Raw genomic sequence first — 17,441 nt, 5'->3', positions numbered from 1 at the left:
GTCCCGCGATTGTATAGACCCAGCCTCTATTGTTCCAAGTGCGCCAGGAATTCGGGTTGAGCGCGACCGCCCGGTCAAGCCGGGCGACGACAGCGAGAGTGGAATGACTGGTCTTCGCGCCGATATACGATCCAAACAGCGGACGAGAGTTCGCGGTCTCGCGGCGCGTTCCGCCCGAGTTTTGCTTCGTCGCATTGCCCTCGTTGAGACAAGGGCGCAGGGAAGACCGGGCGCCGGCTGGCACCCGCAGGTCCGTGCGCGACAGAAATGCACACGGGGTGGACCACAGGTTCGCCGGATCGCCCGGCCTTCCCTGCGCGATGGTTTTAACGTGTCCTTCGTGCTCTCCCCGGGGAGCGATGCACTATTGCCCCCGTCGCCATGCAGATGACTGATGCGCGCGCCCGGTTGGACCGCCACATCACCGCAGGACTTGACGCACAGACCCCGGGCGTCAGGACCACACGACTTGTTCGTCCGCGCACGTCCTCGCATGTCGCTTCGGGAGCTGGCGTGTGCTCGCACCCGAAGCCATACGAAGACGCTGTCGGCGCCGTGTCGTAGGCACGAAGGCCATTGCTCACAGCCGAAGCCGCCCTGCAATGCAATCGCGCCCGACGCCGTCGCGTCCATCGCTACCCAGCCCGCGGTTCGTGACGATCGCGATCCGCCCCTTGTCTCGGGCCAGGGTGTGCCGCTTATACGTCAAATCCGAATTTCGGTAAAGTGGAATATTTTTGCCGGGTGCACTTGACTAGCCAAGGCGGCACACTTTCTCGCAGTGTTTCGCCCTTTGGCGCACCGCGCTCCAGGGAGGCGTCTGGAGCTATCGCCAGAAGCAACATTGTTCCGAAATTGTGATGCGATGTCTTTTGGCCATGCCATTTCGTGAGTATGATGCAACTGAAGAGTCCCACACCTAGCGGGGACACGTTCAGGGAGAGTCGCCATGGCTGTAGCAGGGACAGCTCGGTGGACGTGGATTTGGCCAGGGCTCGCGTGGGGCGTCCTGTTGATCAGTTTCGTTCTCGGCAAAGGCGGGGTCATCGACGCCGCCGCCGGAGCGGCTCTGTTCGGCACGGTCTTCGCCGCCGTGTATCACGCCGAGGTGGTCGCTCACCGCGTCGGCGAGCCGTTCGGCACGCTGATCCTGGCATTGGCCGTGACGGTGATCGAGACGGCGCTCATCGTCTCGGTGATGATCGGCGCGCCTGCCGAGAAGGCCGGGCTGGCCCGCGACACGGTTTTCGCGGCAGTCATGATCGTCTGTAACGGCATCGTAGGTGCTTGTCTGCTGTGGGGCGGCGTGCGCCACCATGAACAGGGCTTCCAGGCGCAAGGCGCCAGTGCCGCTCTCGCCGTGCTGGTGGCTCTCACCAGCCTCACGATGGTGCTTCCGAACCTTGCAGCCCAAGAGCTCGGTCCGCTGTACAACACCTCGCAGCTCATCTTTGCCGCGCTTGCGTCCTTGATTCTGTACCTCGCGTTCGTCTTCGTTCAGACGGTCAGACACCGTGACTATTTCCTGGCCGCGAAAGGTGCCGCGGCCGACGAGCATTCGCCTCCTCCGGACAACGGAACGACCAGCCTGAGCGCCGCTCTCCTCGTCGTCTCCCTTGTGGCCGTCGTGGGGCTTGCGAAAGTCCTGACCCCCAGCGTGGAGCGCGCCATCGATTATCTCCAGGCCCCTAAGGCAGTCGTCGGCACGATCATCGCCGCACTCGTTCTTCTTCCGGAGGCAGTGGCGGCCATCAAGGCGGCGCAAAGCGACCGGCTTCAGACCAGTCTCAACCTCGCCCTCGGCTCGGCGCTCGCGACCATCGGCCTGACCATTCCCGCCGTCGCGGCTGTCTCGATCGTCATGGGATATCGGCTCGAACTCGGGTTGGACATAAAGGATTTGGGGCTGCTCATGCTCACGCTGCTGTTGAGTGTCATCACACTCGGCACCGGGCGGACCACGGTGCTGCAGGGCGTCGTGCATCTGGTCATCTTCGCCGCGTTTCTGTTTTTCGCGGTAGTGCCGTGAGCTCGCGGAACGACGCCGCCAGGCCGAAGGATCAAATTCGATAGGATTCGAGGAGCGCTCGATGATCCGACATCTTACGCGATTTGGCATCTTAACGCTCCTTGTCGTCGGCTTGCAGGGCTGCGGGGAAAAGAAGAAGGAGGCGAGCGAACAACCGGTCCGCGGTCTGCGCGCCTACAAGGTGGCCGCGACGGCGGAAAGCCGCGTTCGGCGCTTCCCGAGCGTTCTGCAGCCGGCCGACGTCAGCAGCCTCTCCTTCGAGATCGGGGGCCAGCTGAAGGCCGTCGTCCTCACCGTCGGCCAGAAGGTGCAACTCGGCGACGTTCTTGCCGAAATCGATCCGAGATCGCTGCAGAGCCAGGTGGACCAGGCCAGCGCGGGCGTGCAGCAGGCGCAGGCGCAGCTCGACAACGCCCAGTCCGATTTCCAGCGCAAGGAAGAACTCCTCAAGCGCGGCGTCGCGACCCAGGCGGCTTTCGAGCAGTCTAACGCCACCTTGCTCAGCTCGAGAGCCCAGTTCGACCAGGCGCGCCGCCAGCTCGAATTGGCCGATCAGAACCTTGACCGCAGCAAGCTGCTGGCTCCCTTCGCCGGGACCATCGCTCGCGTGGAGGTCAAATCCTTCGCGCAGGTCGCTGCGGGGCAGCCGGTCGCTACCCTCTACAGCGACGACAGCTTCGAAATGTCCTTTCTGGTGCCGGCCGCGACCTTCCAGAGCCTGAAGGTCGGGCAGAAGGTGGCCATCAAGGTCGCTGATAAGCCCGATCTTCCGCTCAAGGGCGAGATCAGGGAGCTCGGGTCCAAAGCCGAGCAGGTATCGGCGTTCCCGGTTGTGGTCAGGCTGGACAACAATGCCCCTGGTCTGAACGCCGGTATGTCGGTCGAGGTCGCGATCGAAGAACCGTTGGTCGTGGGCCGCAGCGGGTTTCTCGTTCCGCTCACCGTGCTGGTGCCCGAAGGCGGAAAGGTCCTGCAGAACACCGGTACGGTGTTTCGCTACGACGAGGCAAGTTCGACGGTGAAGAAGAGCACCGTCACCGTTGGCGGAATCCGGGACAATCGTCTCGTCGTGGTGGAGGGCGTCAAGCTTGGGGACGTCCTGGCCTCGGCAGGGGTGTCCTACCTCTCGGACGGACAAAAGGTGAAGCTGCTTCCGTTCGAGGAGGCGGGGCCGTGAATCTTCTCACCCGGTTCGGTCTGGCGCGGTCCCGATTCACGGTCATGGCCATGATCGGTCTGCTGATTGCCGGCATCGGGCTCTATCCGAACTTCCCTAAACGCGAAGACCCGGTCATCGTCATCCGGACAGCGGTTGTGTCGGCCCTTTTTCCGGGCATGGCGCCCGAGCGAATGGAGAATCTGGTCGCCGTTCCCGTCGAGCGAAAAGTACGCGAGCTCGCTGAGGTCAAGGACATCCGAACGCTTGCCGGCGAAGGATCCCTGACCATCTATGTCGACCTGAAGGACGAAATCGCGAACGTCAACGCCACCTGGCAGCGACTGCGCGACAAGATGGCCGACGCCAAGATCGAGCTGCCCGATGGGGTGGTCGGACCGTTCGTCAACAGCGACTTCGGCGATGTCGCAATCGCGACCATCGCCATCACAGGGGAAGGCTTTTCCCCCCGCGAACTGAAGGACGCGGCCGAGGACTTTCGGAAGAAGCTCTACCAGATCGCGGGAATCTCCAAGGTCGAGCTTCACGGCGTGCAGGACGAACGGGTTTGGCTCGAGCTCGATACCCGAAAGATGGCCGCGATCGGCGTTCAGGTCAACGCGTTGATCAAGGATCTCCAGGGACAGAATGTCGTGCTGCCGTCCGGCAACATCAACGCCGACGGCACGCGCCTTCTGCTCGAGACCTCCGGCGATTTTCCAAACGTGCGGGCGATCGAGACCATGCTCACGCGGGTCGGGACCACCGACAGCCTGGTTCGGCTTGCCGATATCGTCACGGTCCGCCGAGACTACGTCTCACCGAAGGTCAAGCCGATCTATTTCAATGGTCGTCCCGCCGTGGTCCTCAGCGTCATTATGCAGCCGGACCAGGACGTCACGCAGCTTGGAGTCAAGCTCCGTGCGGCCGCAGGCGACTATGAGGAGCGCCTTCCGATCGGCTACGCCGTCTCTTTCGCGACATACCAGGCCGATCAGGTCAGCGCCTCCGTCAATTCCGCCCTGTCGAGTGTGGCCCAGACTTTCGTCGTCGTGGCAGTGCTGGTGATCGTTTTTCTGGGCCTGCGGGCGGGCACTATCGCGGCGATGATCGTTCCCTTCGCCGTGATGTTTTCGTTGATCGGCATGCGGGCGCTGGGGATCGCGCTGGAGCAGGTCTCGATCGCGGCGATCATCATCGCGCTCGGTCTCCTGGTCGACAATGGCGTCGTCATCGTCGAGGACATCGTCAGCCGGATCGGCCGCGGAGTGCCTCCCGAGGAGGCCGGTCTTGCCTCCGGAGAGCAGTATGCGCTGCCGCTCCTGATCTCCTCGATCACCACCAGCGCAGCGTTCTTGCCGCTCATGCTGCTATCGGGCGCGTCTGGCGAGTATGCGTTTTCGCTGGCGGCCGTGGTGGCGCTCACGCTCGGCGGCTCCTGGATCACGGCGATGTACATTCTTCCCGCCCTGACCGTGTGGCTGATCGGCCGGGGGGCCGGATCTGCTGAGGAGGATGCGGCGCCGTCTCGCCTGCAGCGGCTCTATGCCTCCGCGCTCGGCTCGGCCTTGCGCTTCTCTCCTATCGTCCTGGCCGGCTGCATTGCGCTCGTCGTAATTGCGCTTACTCAATTCCCGCGCATCCCGAAGGAGATGTTTCCGCTCAGCGAACGTAGCCAATTCCTGATCTACATGAATATGCCTGACGGGACCGACATCTCGCAAACGGAAGATCGCGCGCGCGAGATCGAACGGTGGCTCGGGGACAGAACGGCCAATCCGGAGATCTCCAGCGAAATCCTCTACGTGGGTGACGGCGGGCCGAGATTCTATCTCACTCTGACCCCAGTCCCGCCGGATCCGGCGTCCGCGTTCTTCCTTGTCAACACGACGGACTACCAGGCTGCGGTGCGTGCGGCCGATCGTGCCTGGAAATACCTTTATGCCAATCACCCAGAAGCAAGCTTCAAGATCAAGCGGCTGGCGATGGGAGCCGTCGAATCGGGCGTCGTGGAGCTGGAGATATCGGGCCCGGACGGTGACCGGCTGCTCGCTTTCAGCGAACGGGTTCGATCCCTGTTGCAGGCGGCGCCGAACGTCCGTGAGAACGATGACGACTGGGGCAACAAGATCGTCAAGGTGGTCGTCGAGATCGACCAGGACCGTGCGCGCCAGCTTGGAGTCACCTCTGAGGAAGTCACTCGGCTCCTGAACACGTATTTCACCGGCACCGCGGTGTCGATCTACCGGGAAGGCGATAACTCGATCCCGATCGTGCTGCGCGCCGGCGCGTACACCTCGCAGAGCCTGGAAGGCCTCACCAGCGCCACCTTCGCAAAGAGCGGCGGCCTCATCTCGCTGGCGCAGGTCGCGAGGCTGAAGCCGGGGTTCGATTTCGCGCGGATCCGCCGCAAGAACCAGGAACGAACGATCACGGTGACCGCCCGCAGCACCTCCCTGACGGCCGGGCAGCTTTTGGAAACGATTCAGCCCAGGCTCAACGAGATGGACATGACTGGGGGATATCACGTGACCGTCGGCGGCGAGATCCAGAAAAGCGCGGAGACAAACCAGAAGCTCGCCGCGGGCTTTCCGATCGCACTTGCCGTGATGGTGCTGGCGATCATCCTGCAGTTCAACTCCTTCCGGCGCACGCTTCTGACGTTCATGAGCATACCGCTCATCCTGATTGGGATTCCGTTCGGCCTGCTGGCGGCCGGACAACCGCTCTCGTTCTTCGGCACCCTCGGCATCATCAGCCTGTCGGGCATCATCATCAACAACGCCATCGTTCTGATCGATCAGATCGATATCGAGCGAGAGACGCTTCCGCTGCGGGAAGCCATCGTAGCTGCGTCGGGAAAGCGTCTTCGTCCGATCCTCCTGACGTCGGCCACTACGGTCCTTGGGCTCGCACCCATGGCCATCTCCGGCGGCGCGTTGTGGCAACCCATGGCGGTGCTCATGATGTCCGGGCTTGCTGTCGCCTCGCTCCTGACCCTGTTCTTCGTTCCGGCTGGATATTTCGTGCTTTTTGGGATTCCTTCTCCCGGAGGCAAGAAAGCCGTTTTCAAATTCAGTGCCGGTCCTAGCTCACGTTCCGGTTGACGCAGCCGAACTCGGTTTGGCCCATTTTGCGACCTCATGGAGGCAGCCTTTAAGCCGATGCTTGGAGGCTAAATCAGCCCCGCCAGCCGCAGCGCCACACCCGCAGCGCAGCTGCCGGCGAGCACCGTCAACATCCCCAGCTTGAACCGAAAGATCGCGGTTGCGGCTGCGATCGACAGCACGAGCGCGGGGAGATCGACGCTCGTCAGCACCGGCATGTCGAAGTCCAGCGGAAACGCATGCACCGGCACGGTGTCGCGGAACAGCGTGTGCAGCGCGAACCAGATCGAGAGATTGAGGATCACGCCGACGACGGCGGCGGTGATAGCGCTCAGCGCGCCCGCAAGCCCGGTGTTGCCGCGCAGCCGTTCGATGTAGGGAGCACCGACAAAGATCCAGAGGAAGCATGGCGTGAAGGTGACCCAGGTCGCGAGCAATCCGCCGAGCGTGGCCGCAAGCATCGGCGACAGGCCGCTGGCGTCGCGGTAGGCGGCCATGAAGCCCACGAACTGGAGCACCATGATCAGCGGACCCGGCGTGGTCTCGGCCATGCCGAGGCCGTCGAGCATCTCGTGCGGCTTGAGCCAGTGATAGTGCTCGACCGCCTGCTGGGCGACATAGGCCAGCACTGCGTAGGCGCCGCCGAAGGTGACCATCGCCATTTTCGAGAAGAACAGCGCGATGTGACTGAAGACATTGGCCTGCCCGAGCACAAGCACGAGCGCGATCACCGGCACCAGCCAGAGCGCAAGCCACAGCGCGCCGACGCGAATGGTGCGGGCGGTGTTGGGTCGGACATGATCGGGCACGGCGTCGCCCAGCATGCTGTCGATCAAGGCGCTGCTGCCGCCGTGACCATGACCGGCCGGCGCGAACTCCGGAAGGCCGCTTCTCGCGCCGGCATAGCCGATGATGCCTGAGGCGATGATGATGATGGGGAAGGGGACGGCAAAGAAGAAGATCGCGACGAAGGCCATCGCGGCGAGCGCGATCATGATGCGGTTCTTCAGCGCGCGCTTGCCGACGCGCACCACGGCCTCGACGACGATGGCGAGCACGGCGGCTTTCAAGCCGAAGAACAGCGCCTCGACGAAGCTGACATTGCCGTAGGCGGCGTAGACGTAGCTGAGGCCCATGATGGCGATGATGCCGGGCAGGATGAACAGTCCGCCCGCCATCAGCCCGCCGGCAGTGCGATGCATCAGCCAGCCGATATAGGTTGCGAGCTGCTGCGCCTCCGGGCCCGGCAAGAGCATGCAGTAGTTCAGCGCATGGAGGAAGCGGCCTTCCGAGATCCACTTCTTTTCCTCGACCAGGATGCGGTGCATCACCGCGATCTGGCCCGCGGGCCCGCCAAAACTCAGGCAGGCGACACGGAGCCAGACGCGAAAGGCTTCACTGAAGCTGACGCCGTGACCGGCATCAGCTCCGGTTTCGATCGTACGCGTATCCATCAAGCCTTTGCCTTGTTGGTCGGCCAGTTATGGGTCTCAGACGTCGCGTCGCGGCACCAGCGATAGAACGCGTCGTAGAGCAGCATACCGGCCTCGAGCTGTTCGAGGTCGTCATCATACATCCGCGACAGCCCGAGCGAAGCCGCGAGCAGACCGGGAGCCTCCGGCGCAAGGTCGGGCCGCCCGGTGTCGGCGCCGCGCACCAGCGTTGCGAGCCGGAGCAGCGCCGGCGCGGCAATCCCGAACTCCTCGATCATCACGTCGAAGGTGCAGAGCTCGCCACGGTGGCTCCAGAACACGTTCTCGATGTCGAACGGGGCTGCCTTGAAGCGTTCGCCGACGGCGACCACTTCGGACGGTGCCACGAACAGGAACACCGCATTGGGATCGACGAAGCGTCGGATCAGCCAGGGGCAGGCAATGCGGTCGACCTTGGGCCGCGCCCGCGTCACCCAGACGGTGCGTCCCTTGGCGTCGGGCGGCGGCAGCTTGCGGGTATCGAGCAGCGGCAGCTTTGCGTCCTTCCAGCCCTCGAATCCGCCTTCCAGTGTCTCGGCCTGGACCCCAAGCTGCCTAAGCCAGGCCGCCGTGCCCTGCGCCAGCTTTGCGCCGCGCAGGCAGGAGACGATGGCGGTGCGGCCGGCGAATTCGGCACCCCATTCCGGAACATTGTCGTGGCTGAGCTTGATCGAACCTGGGATCAACCGCCGGTCGGCGGCAAAATCCTCGTCGGTGCGCACGTCGATCAGGGCAGGGGCGTTTGCCGTGCCGATCAACCGTGCCAGCTTGTCAGATGATATCGTCGTGTAGGAAGACATGATGCGCCCTCGTGAAAAACAACGGGACGCGATACTTGGGCATGTCGCCTCGTGGGGAGATCGCTCAAATCCCCATGGCGTTCATTACACCGAAACGGCACCTACCTGTCAATCGGCTCATTCCGGCGATTTTGCCCAGAAAACTCGCAGGTCTATATAGGGGTTAACGGCCCGGGCCTTTCGGAGACTTTGCGATGCATTCCCATTCCGTCGAACAATGGACCCATGACCACGCCTTCCTGGGCGAGAAGCACGACGAGAACGAGCGACGCACCTGGCTCGTCGTCATCCTGACGCTGGTCATGATGGTCGGCGAGATCGTCGCCGGCTCGCTGTTCGGCTCGATGGCACTGCTCGCCGACGGCTGGCACATGGGCACGCATGCGGCAGCGCTAGGGATTGCCGCGTTCGCGTATCGCTTTGCACGGCGGCACCTGGGGAGCTCGCATTTCAGCTTCGGCACCGGCAAATTCGGCGATCTTGCCGCCTTCGCCAGCGCGATCATCCTCGGCCTGATCGCGGTCGAGATCGCCTATGAGAGCGTGCTGCGGCTGATCAATCCGGTGCCGATCGTCTATGGCGAGGCGATCCTGGTCGCCGCCCTCGGCCTGTGCGTCAACCTCGCCAGTGCCTGGCTGCTCCGCGACAACCATGGTCATCACCATCATGGCCATGCGCATGATGATCACGATGATCATGACCATGATCACCACCACCACGACAACAATCTCCGTGCTGCCTATGTCCACGTCATGGCGGACGCAGCGACCTCGGTGCTGGCGATCGCCGCGCTCGTCGTCGCCATGTATTCGGGATGGGCCTGGGCCGATCCGGCGGTCGGCCTGATCGGCAGCGCCGTGATCGCGAGCTGGGCGTTCGGCCTGATCAAGACATCGGGCGCGGTGCTGCTTGACGTGCGCGCCGACGAGAAGCTCGAGCGTGTGATCCGGGCGCGCATGGAGATCGGCGACGACCGCGTCACGGATTTGCATCTCTGGCAGGTCGGCCCCGGCCATTGCGCCGTGCTGGTGTCGGTGGTGTCGGACCAGCCGAAGCAGCCGGCGGTCTACAAGAAGCGGCTCGCCGGACTGAAGGGGCTCAGCCACGTCACCGTCGAGGTCGAGACCTGCCCGCACTGAAGCGGTCTGCGGGAATTCTGCGAACGGACCAGGGTTGATCCTCGGTCACAGCCGACAAGACAGCCGACTTGGCTGCAAGGGAGGAACGAATGATGCCAAAGATCAAAAAGATCAAGCTCGCCGTCGTTGTCGCTGCACTCGTTCTGTCCGGTCATGCGGTGCTCGCGCAGTCCGAAAAGACCGGTGTCGAAAAACTCTACGTGCTCAATTGCGGCGAGGGCACCGCCGGCGACATCTCGCGCTGGACGCCCGGTCTCAATGAGGGCAAGACGATGGACTTCGTCGACAGCTGCTATCTCGTGAAGCACGCCAAGGGCTGGTTCCTGTGGGATACCGGCATCGCCGACGCAGTCGCCGCGATGCCGAATGGCCTTGCGCCCGCCGATCCCAAAGCCGTGACCTGGCGCCGGCCGAAGACGCTTGCCGCGCAGCTCGAACAGCTCGGCCTCAAGCCCGGTGACGTCAAGATGATGGCCGTCTCGCACACCCATCCCGACCATACCGGCAATGTCGAGCTGTTCCCGCAGGCCATGCTCTATGTGCAGAAGGCCGAGTATGACTGGCCCGGCGCCAACAACGAGCCGCGCTTCAAGCCGTCGCATCCGGTCGAGCTGCTTGCGGGCGACAAGGACGTGTTCGGCGACGGCAGCGTGACCATCCTGTCGACGCCCGGCCATACGCCGGGACACCAATCGCTGCTGGTGAAGCTGCCGAAGACCGGCGCCGTCGTGCTGTCGGGCGATGCGGTGCACTTCAAAGACAATTGGGACAACCGCCGTGTGCCGAGCATGAACGCCAACAAGGACCAGAGCGCGGCCTCGATGCAGAAGATCGCCGACACGCTCGGCAAGGAGAAGGCGCAACTCTGGATCAACCACGACAAGATCCAGCGCGACAGCCAGAAGATGTCGCCCGAGTTTTACGACTAGCTTCCCGCGACGCCCCTGTTGCCACTACAGTGGCAGCAGGGGCGTGCTAGCGCCCTCAGCAAGCTCCGCAACGGGAGACGATTGTGGGTGAGTGGGCCGGGGTTGCGATCGCGCTGGCGTCGAGCAGCCTTGGCGGCACTGCCGCGGCGATCACCCGCTATCTGGTCGGCGGCGCCGATCCGATCCTGCTCGCGATCCTGCGCTGGGGGATCGGCTTTCTCTGCCTGCTGCCGTGCGCGCTTCTGCTCGGCGTGCGCTGGCCGCAGCGGTCCGACTGGCCGGCCGTGGCGCTGCTCGGCATCTGCTTTTTCGGCGTGTTCTTCATCCTCTACAACATCGCGGTGTCCTACACGACCGCCGCGCGCGCCAGTCTCGCGCTGGCGACGCTGCCGCTCCACACCATGGTGGTCGGCGCCATCCTCGGCGTCGAGCGGCTGACGGCGCGCAAGATCACCGGCGTCGGCATCGCGGTGCTCGGCGTGGCGGCGGCACTGGCCGCGGGCCTGGCGCAAAGCCCGCCCGAGGCCTGGCGCGGCGAGCTGATCATGACCGGTGCCGTGTTCTGCATGGCGTTCTACAACGTGCTGTCGCGCCCGCTGATGCAGCGCTCCAGCCCGCTCGGCTTTCTCACGGTCGGCATGGGAGCAGGCGCCGCCGTGCTGGTGCTTGCGGGTATCGTGAAGGGCAGCTTTGCAGCGCTGGGGCAGTTCACGACGGCGCAGTGGATTGCCGGCATCTATCTCGGCATCGGCGGCGGTGCGCTCGCCTTCATCCTCTGGGTCATGGCGCTGGCGCGCGCGACGCCGACCCGGGTCGCCAATACGATGACGGTCAATCCGATCGCCGCCACCTTGCTCGCCGCGCTGCTGATCGGCGAGCCGATCACGCCAAATCTGCTGATCGGGCTGGTCGCCGTGTTCGCCGGCATCTGGATCGCGACCGGCGAAACGAAGCCGGCCTAGGTGCGCGGTGCCGTGACCGGCGGCGGGCTCGCTTCCGGCGCCTTCTTCGGTTTCAGCGAGCCGGCGTAGAAGGAGATCAGCCAGACCAGGATGACGGCGAGGAGATAGACACCCCAGGCCTGCGGCGGCGTAGTCGCCCAGCGCAGGAGGCCTTTGAATGTGCGGGGTGGGCGCGTGTCTTCGGTCATGCTGCGCTTGTGCGCGAAAGCTCCGGCCCGGTCAATCCGGCCGCGGTTTGCGCGCGGATCATGAACAGCGCGGCCAGCGCCGAGAGGCTGAGCGCGGAGGAGACGATCAGCACCTTGGCGCCCATGACGTCGATGAGCAGGCCAAAGGCCAGCGGCGCCACGGCCTGCGCCATCCGTGCCGGCGCGCCGATGATGCCGAGGCGATAGCCGAAATCCTTGGGGCCGAAGATCGACAGCGGCAGCGTGCCGCGCGCGATGGTCAGGATGCCGTTGCCGGAGCCGTGGAATAGCGCAAACGCACTGGCCGCGGCGCCGCCGAAGATCGCCACGACCACGGCGCCGATCGGGTGAGTGAGGCAGGCGAGCCGCGTCGACCACAGCGGATGAAAGCGGCTGAGGAAGCCTGCCTCCAGAACCCGTGCGGCCACTTGCGCGGGGCCGATCAGCGCACCGGCCGCGATCGCCTCGACCGGCGTCGCGCCGGTTGCCTCCAGGATGCGCGGGAAATGCGCGGCCATCGCGCCGGTGACGGTCCAGACCGCGGCAAAGATGAAGGCGAGCAGCACCATGGTGCGGTCGAGCGGCAGATGCGGCTTCGCCGCTGTCGCCGCTGCTTGCTTGGCGCCCTTGATCGTCGGCAGCAGGAAGAAATTGAGCGGCAGGCCGATCAGGATATTGGCAGCGGCCCAGGCGAAGCAGGTGTCGCGCCAGCCAAAATGCGACAGGCCCCAGGCGGTGAGCGGCCAGCCGACGGTCGATGCAAAGCCCGCCATCAGCGTGATGCCGGTGATCGGCCTGCGCGCCTCGGTGCCGTAGATGCGCCCGAGCGCGGCGAAGGCGGCGTCGTAGAGACCCATCGCCATGCCGATGCCGAGCACGAGCCAGGCCATTGCCATCACCGCCACCGATTGCGAGAGGCCGAGCAGAACGAGGCCGGCGGCGATCGTCAGGTTCGACACCGAGAGGACCTGCCGGCCGCCGACCAGATCGATCTGTCGCCCGATGCGCGGCCCGAGCAGCGCCGAAATCACCAGCGAGGCCGAGAACGCGCCAAACACCCAGTTGGAGGAGATACCGAGATCGCGCGCCATGGGATCGGCGAGCAGCGCCGGCAGATAGTAGCTCGAGGCCCAGGCCAGGGTCTGCGTGGTACCGAGCGCCAGGATGATCGGAAGCTGGCGCTGGCTCATATCCCCGTATTTCTGATCGGCGGTGTCATCATTCGCATTTGCCGCCCGAGGCGGGAGCGCGTCAACAGCGTCCGCGACATATGCGACCTGCCGCGGGCGGGAGCCTTGGCCGTGAGCGGAGCTTTGGCGACGCAAGCTCCGCGCGCCGCCTTTCGCTCGTCACGAATGCACGCCATAATGGCGCATGCAATTGACCTCTCGCCTTGCGCTGATGAACTGGTTGGCCGGCCAGGGGCTCACCGGCCTGCCCGAACCCGAACTGCTGCGCGGCTTCTGCGAGCGCTGCCGCGCCGAGGGGCTGGAACTCTCGCGTGGCCTTGTCGTCATCGATACGCTGCACCCGATCTACGAGGGTCGCGCCTTCCGCTGGAGCGATACACCGACCAACGAGAGCGACGTCGTCGAATACGGCTCGACGGCCGAGGGCGACGCGGCCAACAATTGGCGCCGGTCGGTTTTCTATCATTTGCTCGAGCACGGTCACGACGAGATGGTGATCGACCTCGCCGACGCGCCCTCGCTCGATTTTTCGCAAATCGGCGAGCTCGCCGAAACCGGTCATCGCCATTTCCTGGCCTTTGTGCACCGCTTCGGGGAGACCGGAGCGCTGGGGCAGATGGATTGCCTCTACTCCTCCTGGACAACGCGACGCGACAGCGGCTTCGCCGACGCCGAACTCGCCGCGCTGCGCGATCTCGTGCCGGTGCTGGGGCTCGCGATCAAGTCGGCGCAGCAGGTCGACATCGCGCGCACGCTCGGCCGCGTCTATCTCGGCCGCGATGCGTCAGAGCAGGTCTTGAGCGGACGTATCTCGCGCGGCGTCACCGAGCGCATCAACGCCGTGCTGTGGTATTCGGATCTGCGCGGCTCGACCGGAATCAGCGAGAGCATCGGCCCCGACGAGATCATCCCGTTCCTCAACGACTATGCGCAGGCCGTGATCGACGCGATCCACGACGCCGGCGGCGACGTGCTGAAGCTGATCGGCGACGGCGTGCTTGCGATGTTCACCGGTGAAGACATGGCGCATGCCCGGCGCGCGGCGCTGCGCGCCGAGCATCTGTTCCGCAAGAACGTCGCTGCGCTGAACCTGAGGCGGGGCGCGGAGGGCCGTCCCACCACGTCCGCCTATATCGGCCTGCATGTCGGCGAGGTCTTCTACGGCAATATCGGCAGCGAGGACCGGCTCGACTTCACCGTGGTCGGTCCGACCGTGAACGAGGTCAGCCGCATCGCCTCGATGAGCCGTTCGGTCGATCGCGAGCTGCTGGCGTCGGCAGAATTCTACAAGGGCCTCGACGCCGCCGGCCGCCGCTATCTCGTCTCCACAGGCCGCTACGCGCTGCGTGGCATCGGCCGTGCGCAGGATCTCTACACGCTTGATCCGGAGGTGGACGCGAGCGAGCCGGTGACAGGCAGCTACGAGCGGTATCTGGCGAATTAGGCTGGCTGCTTCAACATACTCCGTCATTGCGAGGAGCTCTTGCGACCAAGCAATCCCGACTGTCTCCGCGGACGGATTCTGGATTGCTTCGCTTCGCTCGCAATGACGGTGCAGCTAACACCGCGCCACCGCCTCATCGCCCACCATGTCCGGCTGCCGGTCCAGCGCCACCGCGGGCGAGAGCCAAATGACCAGCGCCTGCACGCCGAACACGGCGGCGGCGAGATAGAGGCACGCTTCGGCGCTCCACAGGCCGCCGACGATCGCACCCAGCGCCGAGCCGACCGGACGGGCGCCATAGCTCATGATGTTGATGGCGGAGACGCGGCCGAGCAGGCGAGGCGGCGTCACCGACTGGCGCAGCGTCGTGGTCGAGATCACCCACAGGATCGGCCCGACGCCGAGCAGAAAGAAGCTCAAGGCCGCAAGCCAGGGCGAGGGGACCAGCACCGTCAGCGCCATCACCACCGCCGCGACGAAGCCGGTAACGGGGCCGAGGCCGACGACCGTGCCGAACGCGATGCGCTTCATCACCCGCGTCGCGAACAGCGCGCCGATCACCATGCCGACACCGTACATCGTCAGCACGGTGCCGACGCCGACCGCGTTTAGGCCGAGGTGACGTACGGCATAGGGCACGAACACCGCGATCTGCAGGAACCATCCGGTGTTGAAGATGAACTGGGTGATGAACACCGGCCGCAGCAGCGGATGATGAAACACGAAGGCCGTGCCTTCGCGGATGTCCTGAAACGGATGCCGCCGTGGCGCCGGCGTGCGGGCGGGCTCGTAGATGCCGGAGAGCAGCACGACGGCGGTCGCGGACAGCGCGGCCGCAAAGCCGAAGGCCGGGCTCGCGCCCCACCACCCGACCAGCGCGCCGCCGAGCGCAGGGCCGCTGGCGAAGGCGATGGTGCGTGCGAGCTCGATCCGCGCATTGGCCGCCGGTAGCAGGTCCGAACTCACCAGCGAGGGCACCAGCGCCGGCGCGGCCACGCTGTAGACGACGGTGCCGCACACGGCGGCAAAGCCGAGCAGCGCCAGCAGCGGCAGATTGAGCGCGCCGAGCGCGAGCAGCAGCACGATCGCTGCAAGGGCCGCGGCCCGCAGCGCCTCGGCGCCCGCCATCAGCGAACGGCGGGAGATGCGGTCGGCCAGCAGGCCGGCGGGGATGGCGAAGAGGACGAAGGGCAGGGTCAGCGCGGTCTGGAGCAGGCCGGTCTGGCCTTCTGCCACGCCGAGCGTCAGCACCGCGACGATGGGGGCCGCGGCCAGCGCGATCTGTTCGGCCGACTGTGCCGCCAAATTGGACCAGGCGAGGCGGTTGAATGTCTCGGGGAGGCGCGGGGGAATTGACATGGCTCGTTTCCTGCAAAGTCGGGTTGGCGCCAGTATCCGCCTCGGGAGGCTCCCAAACCCACCCGCTTCCCGACAGGGGCGACACATAGCGACCGCCGAGGGACCGACGCGGCTAGATGCAGTTGCAAATGAGTTGCAATAAGGCCCGACTTCGGTATTCTCGCCGCATGGATGCTCGCTCTCCCGATCTGACCCGAGATGCTGCCGGCTGGCGCAATGACGCGCCGATGACAAAGAGCCTGGCCGAGGTGAATGCCTCGGTCGCCCTCCCCATCGCGGGGGTGTGGTGGCGGCGCCTGCTCGCCTTCGTCGGCCCGGGCTATCTGGTTTCGGTCGGCTACATGGACCCCGGCAATTGGGCGACGGATCTCGCCGGCGGGTCCAAGTTCGGCTACACGCTGCTCTCCGTCATCCTGCTCTCGAATTTGATGGCGATCCTGCTGCAATCGCTGGCGGCACGGCTCGGCATCGTCACCGACCGCGACCTCGCGCAGGCCTGCCGCGGGACCTATTCGCCGGCCGTGAACTTTCTACTCTGGCTTGCCTGCGAGGCGGCGATCATCGCCTGCGATCTCGCCGAGGTCATCGGCACCGCGATCGCGCTCAAGCTGCTGTTCGGCATTCCCCTGATTGGCGGCGCGCTGATCGCCGCGCTGGATGCCTTTTTGCTGCTCATCCTGATGAATCGGGGCTTCCGTTTCCTCGAAGCCTTCGTCATCGCGCTGCTCGTCGTGATCGCAGTCTGCTTCACCGTCCAGCTTGCCGCGGCAGCCCCGCCGGTCGCCGAGATGCTGAGGGGATTTGTGCCGAAGACCGAGATCTTCACCAACCCCGAAATGCTCTACATCGCGATCGGCATCATCGGCGCCACCGTGATGCCGCATAATCTCTATCTGCACTCCTCGATCGTGCAGACGCGCGCCTATGAGCGCAACGACGAAGGCCGGCGCGAGGCGATCAAATGGGCGACGACGGATTCGACCATCGCCCTGATGCTGGCGCTGTTCATCAATGCCGCGATCCTCGTGGTGGCTGCTGCAACCTTCCACAAGAGCGGCCATTCCGACGTCGCCGAGATCGGCCAGGCCTTCGAGCTGCTGTCTCCGTTGCTCGGCCTCGGCATCGCCTCGACGCTGTTCGCAGTGGCGCTACTCGCCTCGGGCCTGAATTCAACGGTGACGGCGACGCTCGCCGGCCAGATCGTGATGGAGGGCTTTCTCGACCTGCGCCTGCCGAGCTGGGCGCGGCGGTTGCTGACCCGCGGCATCGCGATCATTCCCGTGATCGTCGTCACCGCGATCTATGGCGAGCGCGGCACGGCTGATCTGCTGGTATTCAGCCAGGTCGTGTTGTCGATGCAATTGCCCTTCGCCGTCATCCCGCTGGTCCGCTTCGTCTCCGACCGCCGCAAGATGGGCAAGTTCGTCATACCGGTATGGGTCGCGGCGATCGCGTGGATCGTCGCCGGCATCATCGTGGTTTTGAACTTGAAGCTGCTCGCGGACACGCTGTTCGGGTGACCACACCACGGCTGTCGTGGGGGGGGGGGGGCCGCCGCGCCCCGGTTTACAAGAACGGGGGGGGGGGGGGGGGGGCGCCGGGGGGGGGGGGGGGGGCCCCCGGGGGGGGGGGGGGCGGGGGGGGGAGGGGGGGGGGGGGGCGGGGG

General features: G+C 65.2%; 13 protein-coding genes. 8 read left to right on the top strand and 5 right to left on the bottom strand.

Annotated features, from left to right (window positions below; genetic code table 11):
* The first annotated feature begins 949 nt into the window (after positions 1–949).
* The 3 genes from AC0L23_RS38410 to AC0L23_RS38400 all read left to right on the top strand — a co-directional run bounded on the left by AC0L23_RS38410 (position 950) and on the right by AC0L23_RS38400 (position 6,292).
* On the top strand, positions 950–2,029 hold the full coding sequence (locus AC0L23_RS38410) for a calcium:cation antiporter (RefSeq protein WP_473358283.1): 1,080 nt from the start codon (positions 950–952) through the stop codon (positions 2,027–2,029).
* Between the two features lie 181 nt (positions 2,030–2,210).
* Positions 2,211–3,206, top strand: coding sequence for an efflux RND transporter periplasmic adaptor subunit (locus AC0L23_RS38405; protein WP_473358282.1), 996 nt, complete (start codon positions 2,211–2,213; stop codon positions 3,204–3,206).
* Entirely contained in the window at positions 3,203–6,292 is a 3,090-nt protein-coding gene (locus AC0L23_RS38400) for an efflux RND transporter permease subunit (RefSeq protein ID WP_094183497.1), read from the top strand. The genes AC0L23_RS38405 and AC0L23_RS38400 overlap by 4 nt, the downstream gene beginning before the upstream one ends.
* A gap of 68 nt (positions 6,293–6,360) precedes the next feature.
* On the opposite strand, the gene chrA is transcribed toward AC0L23_RS38400, so the two are convergent.
* On the bottom strand, positions 6,361–7,746 hold the full coding sequence (gene chrA, locus AC0L23_RS38395; protein ID WP_085353420.1) for a chromate efflux transporter: 1,386 nt from the start codon (positions 7,744–7,746) through the stop codon (positions 6,361–6,363).
* The gene (locus AC0L23_RS38390; protein WP_085353419.1) at positions 7,746–8,564 is read right to left on the bottom strand and encodes a chromate resistance protein ChrB domain-containing protein; all 819 of its coding nucleotides are present in this window, start codon (positions 8,562–8,564) and stop codon (positions 7,746–7,748) included. The genes chrA and AC0L23_RS38390 overlap by 1 nt, the downstream gene beginning before the upstream one ends.
* A 194-nt stretch (positions 8,565–8,758) precedes the next feature.
* Here AC0L23_RS38390 and dmeF point away from each other — a divergent pair, with 194 nt between their 5' ends.
* The 3 genes from dmeF to AC0L23_RS38375 all read left to right on the top strand — a co-directional run bounded on the left by dmeF (position 8,759) and on the right by AC0L23_RS38375 (position 11,594).
* Entirely contained in the window at positions 8,759–9,703 is a 945-nt protein-coding gene (gene dmeF, locus AC0L23_RS38385; protein WP_085353417.1) for a CDF family Co(II)/Ni(II) efflux transporter DmeF, read from the top strand.
* Positions 9,704–9,792: 89 nt separating this feature from the next.
* Complete coding sequence (locus tag AC0L23_RS38380; protein ID WP_085353415.1) at positions 9,793–10,632, top strand: N-acyl homoserine lactonase family protein; 840 nt, start codon at positions 9,793–9,795, stop codon at positions 10,630–10,632.
* 83 nt (positions 10,633–10,715) lie between these two features.
* Positions 10,716–11,594: a DMT family transporter gene (locus AC0L23_RS38375; protein ID WP_085353414.1), complete on the top strand. Its 879-nt coding sequence runs from the start codon at positions 10,716–10,718 to the stop codon at positions 11,592–11,594.
* Here the strand turns inward: AC0L23_RS38375 and AC0L23_RS38370 are convergent.
* Positions 11,591–11,782, bottom strand: a complete 192-nt coding sequence (locus tag AC0L23_RS38370; RefSeq protein WP_085353412.1) for a hypothetical protein — start codon at positions 11,780–11,782, stop codon at positions 11,591–11,593. The two genes, AC0L23_RS38375 and AC0L23_RS38370, sit on opposite strands and share 4 nt — an antisense overlap.
* The gene (locus AC0L23_RS38365; protein ID WP_473358281.1) at positions 11,779–12,972 is read right to left on the bottom strand and encodes an MFS transporter; all 1,194 of its coding nucleotides are present in this window, start codon (positions 12,970–12,972) and stop codon (positions 11,779–11,781) included. The genes AC0L23_RS38370 and AC0L23_RS38365 overlap by 4 nt, the downstream gene beginning before the upstream one ends.
* A 184-nt stretch (positions 12,973–13,156) precedes the next feature.
* On the opposite strand from AC0L23_RS38365, the gene AC0L23_RS38360 reads away from it, so the two are divergent.
* Positions 13,157–14,416 carry an adenylate/guanylate cyclase domain-containing protein gene (locus AC0L23_RS38360; protein ID WP_026233569.1) on the top strand — a complete coding sequence of 420 codons (1,260 nt, stop codon included), beginning with the start codon at positions 13,157–13,159 and terminating at the stop codon, positions 14,414–14,416.
* Between the two features lie 114 nt (positions 14,417–14,530).
* Here the strand turns inward: AC0L23_RS38360 and AC0L23_RS38355 are convergent, their stop codons facing one another.
* Positions 14,531–15,775: an MFS transporter gene (locus tag AC0L23_RS38355; RefSeq protein ID WP_473358280.1), complete on the bottom strand. Its 1,245-nt coding sequence runs from the start codon at positions 15,773–15,775 to the stop codon at positions 14,531–14,533.
* Positions 15,776–15,942: 167 nt separating this feature from the next.
* Here AC0L23_RS38355 and AC0L23_RS38350 point away from each other — a divergent pair, with 167 nt between their 5' ends.
* A complete protein-coding gene (locus tag AC0L23_RS38350) occupies positions 15,943–17,295 on the top strand; it encodes an Nramp family divalent metal transporter (protein WP_018458388.1) in 1,353 nt (450 codons plus the stop codon).
* The last annotated feature ends 146 nt before the right edge of the window (positions 17,296–17,441 follow it).

The organism is Bradyrhizobium sp. MI1.4 (assembly GCF_055811315.1).
Note: the sequence above shows the minus strand (reverse complement) of the source record. Positions and strands in the feature narration are given on the sequence as shown.

Bases quoted from the DNA above. Each gene is read 5' to 3' on its own strand.
- chrA (WP_085353420.1), bottom strand. From the start codon at position 7,746: ATGGATACGCGTACGATCGAAACCGGAGCTGATGCCGGTCACGGCGTC.
- AC0L23_RS38355 (WP_473358280.1), bottom strand. From the start codon at position 15,775: ATGTCAATTCCCCCGCGCCTCCCCGAGACATTCAACCGCCTCGCCTGG.
- AC0L23_RS38370 (WP_085353412.1), bottom strand. From the start codon at position 11,782: ATGACCGAAGACACGCGCCCACCCCGCACATTCAAAGGCCTCCTGCGC.
- AC0L23_RS38365 (WP_473358281.1), bottom strand. From the start codon at position 12,972: ATGAGCCAGCGCCAGCTTCCGATCATCCTGGCGCTCGGTACCACGCAG.
- AC0L23_RS38360 (WP_026233569.1), top strand. From the start codon at position 13,157: ATGCAATTGACCTCTCGCCTTGCGCTGATGAACTGGTTGGCCGGCCAG.
- AC0L23_RS38350 (WP_018458388.1), top strand. From the start codon at position 15,943: ATGGATGCTCGCTCTCCCGATCTGACCCGAGATGCTGCCGGCTGGCGC.
- AC0L23_RS38390 (WP_085353419.1), bottom strand. From the start codon at position 8,564: ATGTCTTCCTACACGACGATATCATCTGACAAGCTGGCACGGTTGATC.
- AC0L23_RS38410 (WP_473358283.1), top strand. From the start codon at position 950: ATGGCTGTAGCAGGGACAGCTCGGTGGACGTGGATTTGGCCAGGGCTC.
- AC0L23_RS38380 (WP_085353415.1), top strand. From the start codon at position 9,793: ATGATGCCAAAGATCAAAAAGATCAAGCTCGCCGTCGTTGTCGCTGCA.
- dmeF (WP_085353417.1), top strand. From the start codon at position 8,759: ATGCATTCCCATTCCGTCGAACAATGGACCCATGACCACGCCTTCCTG.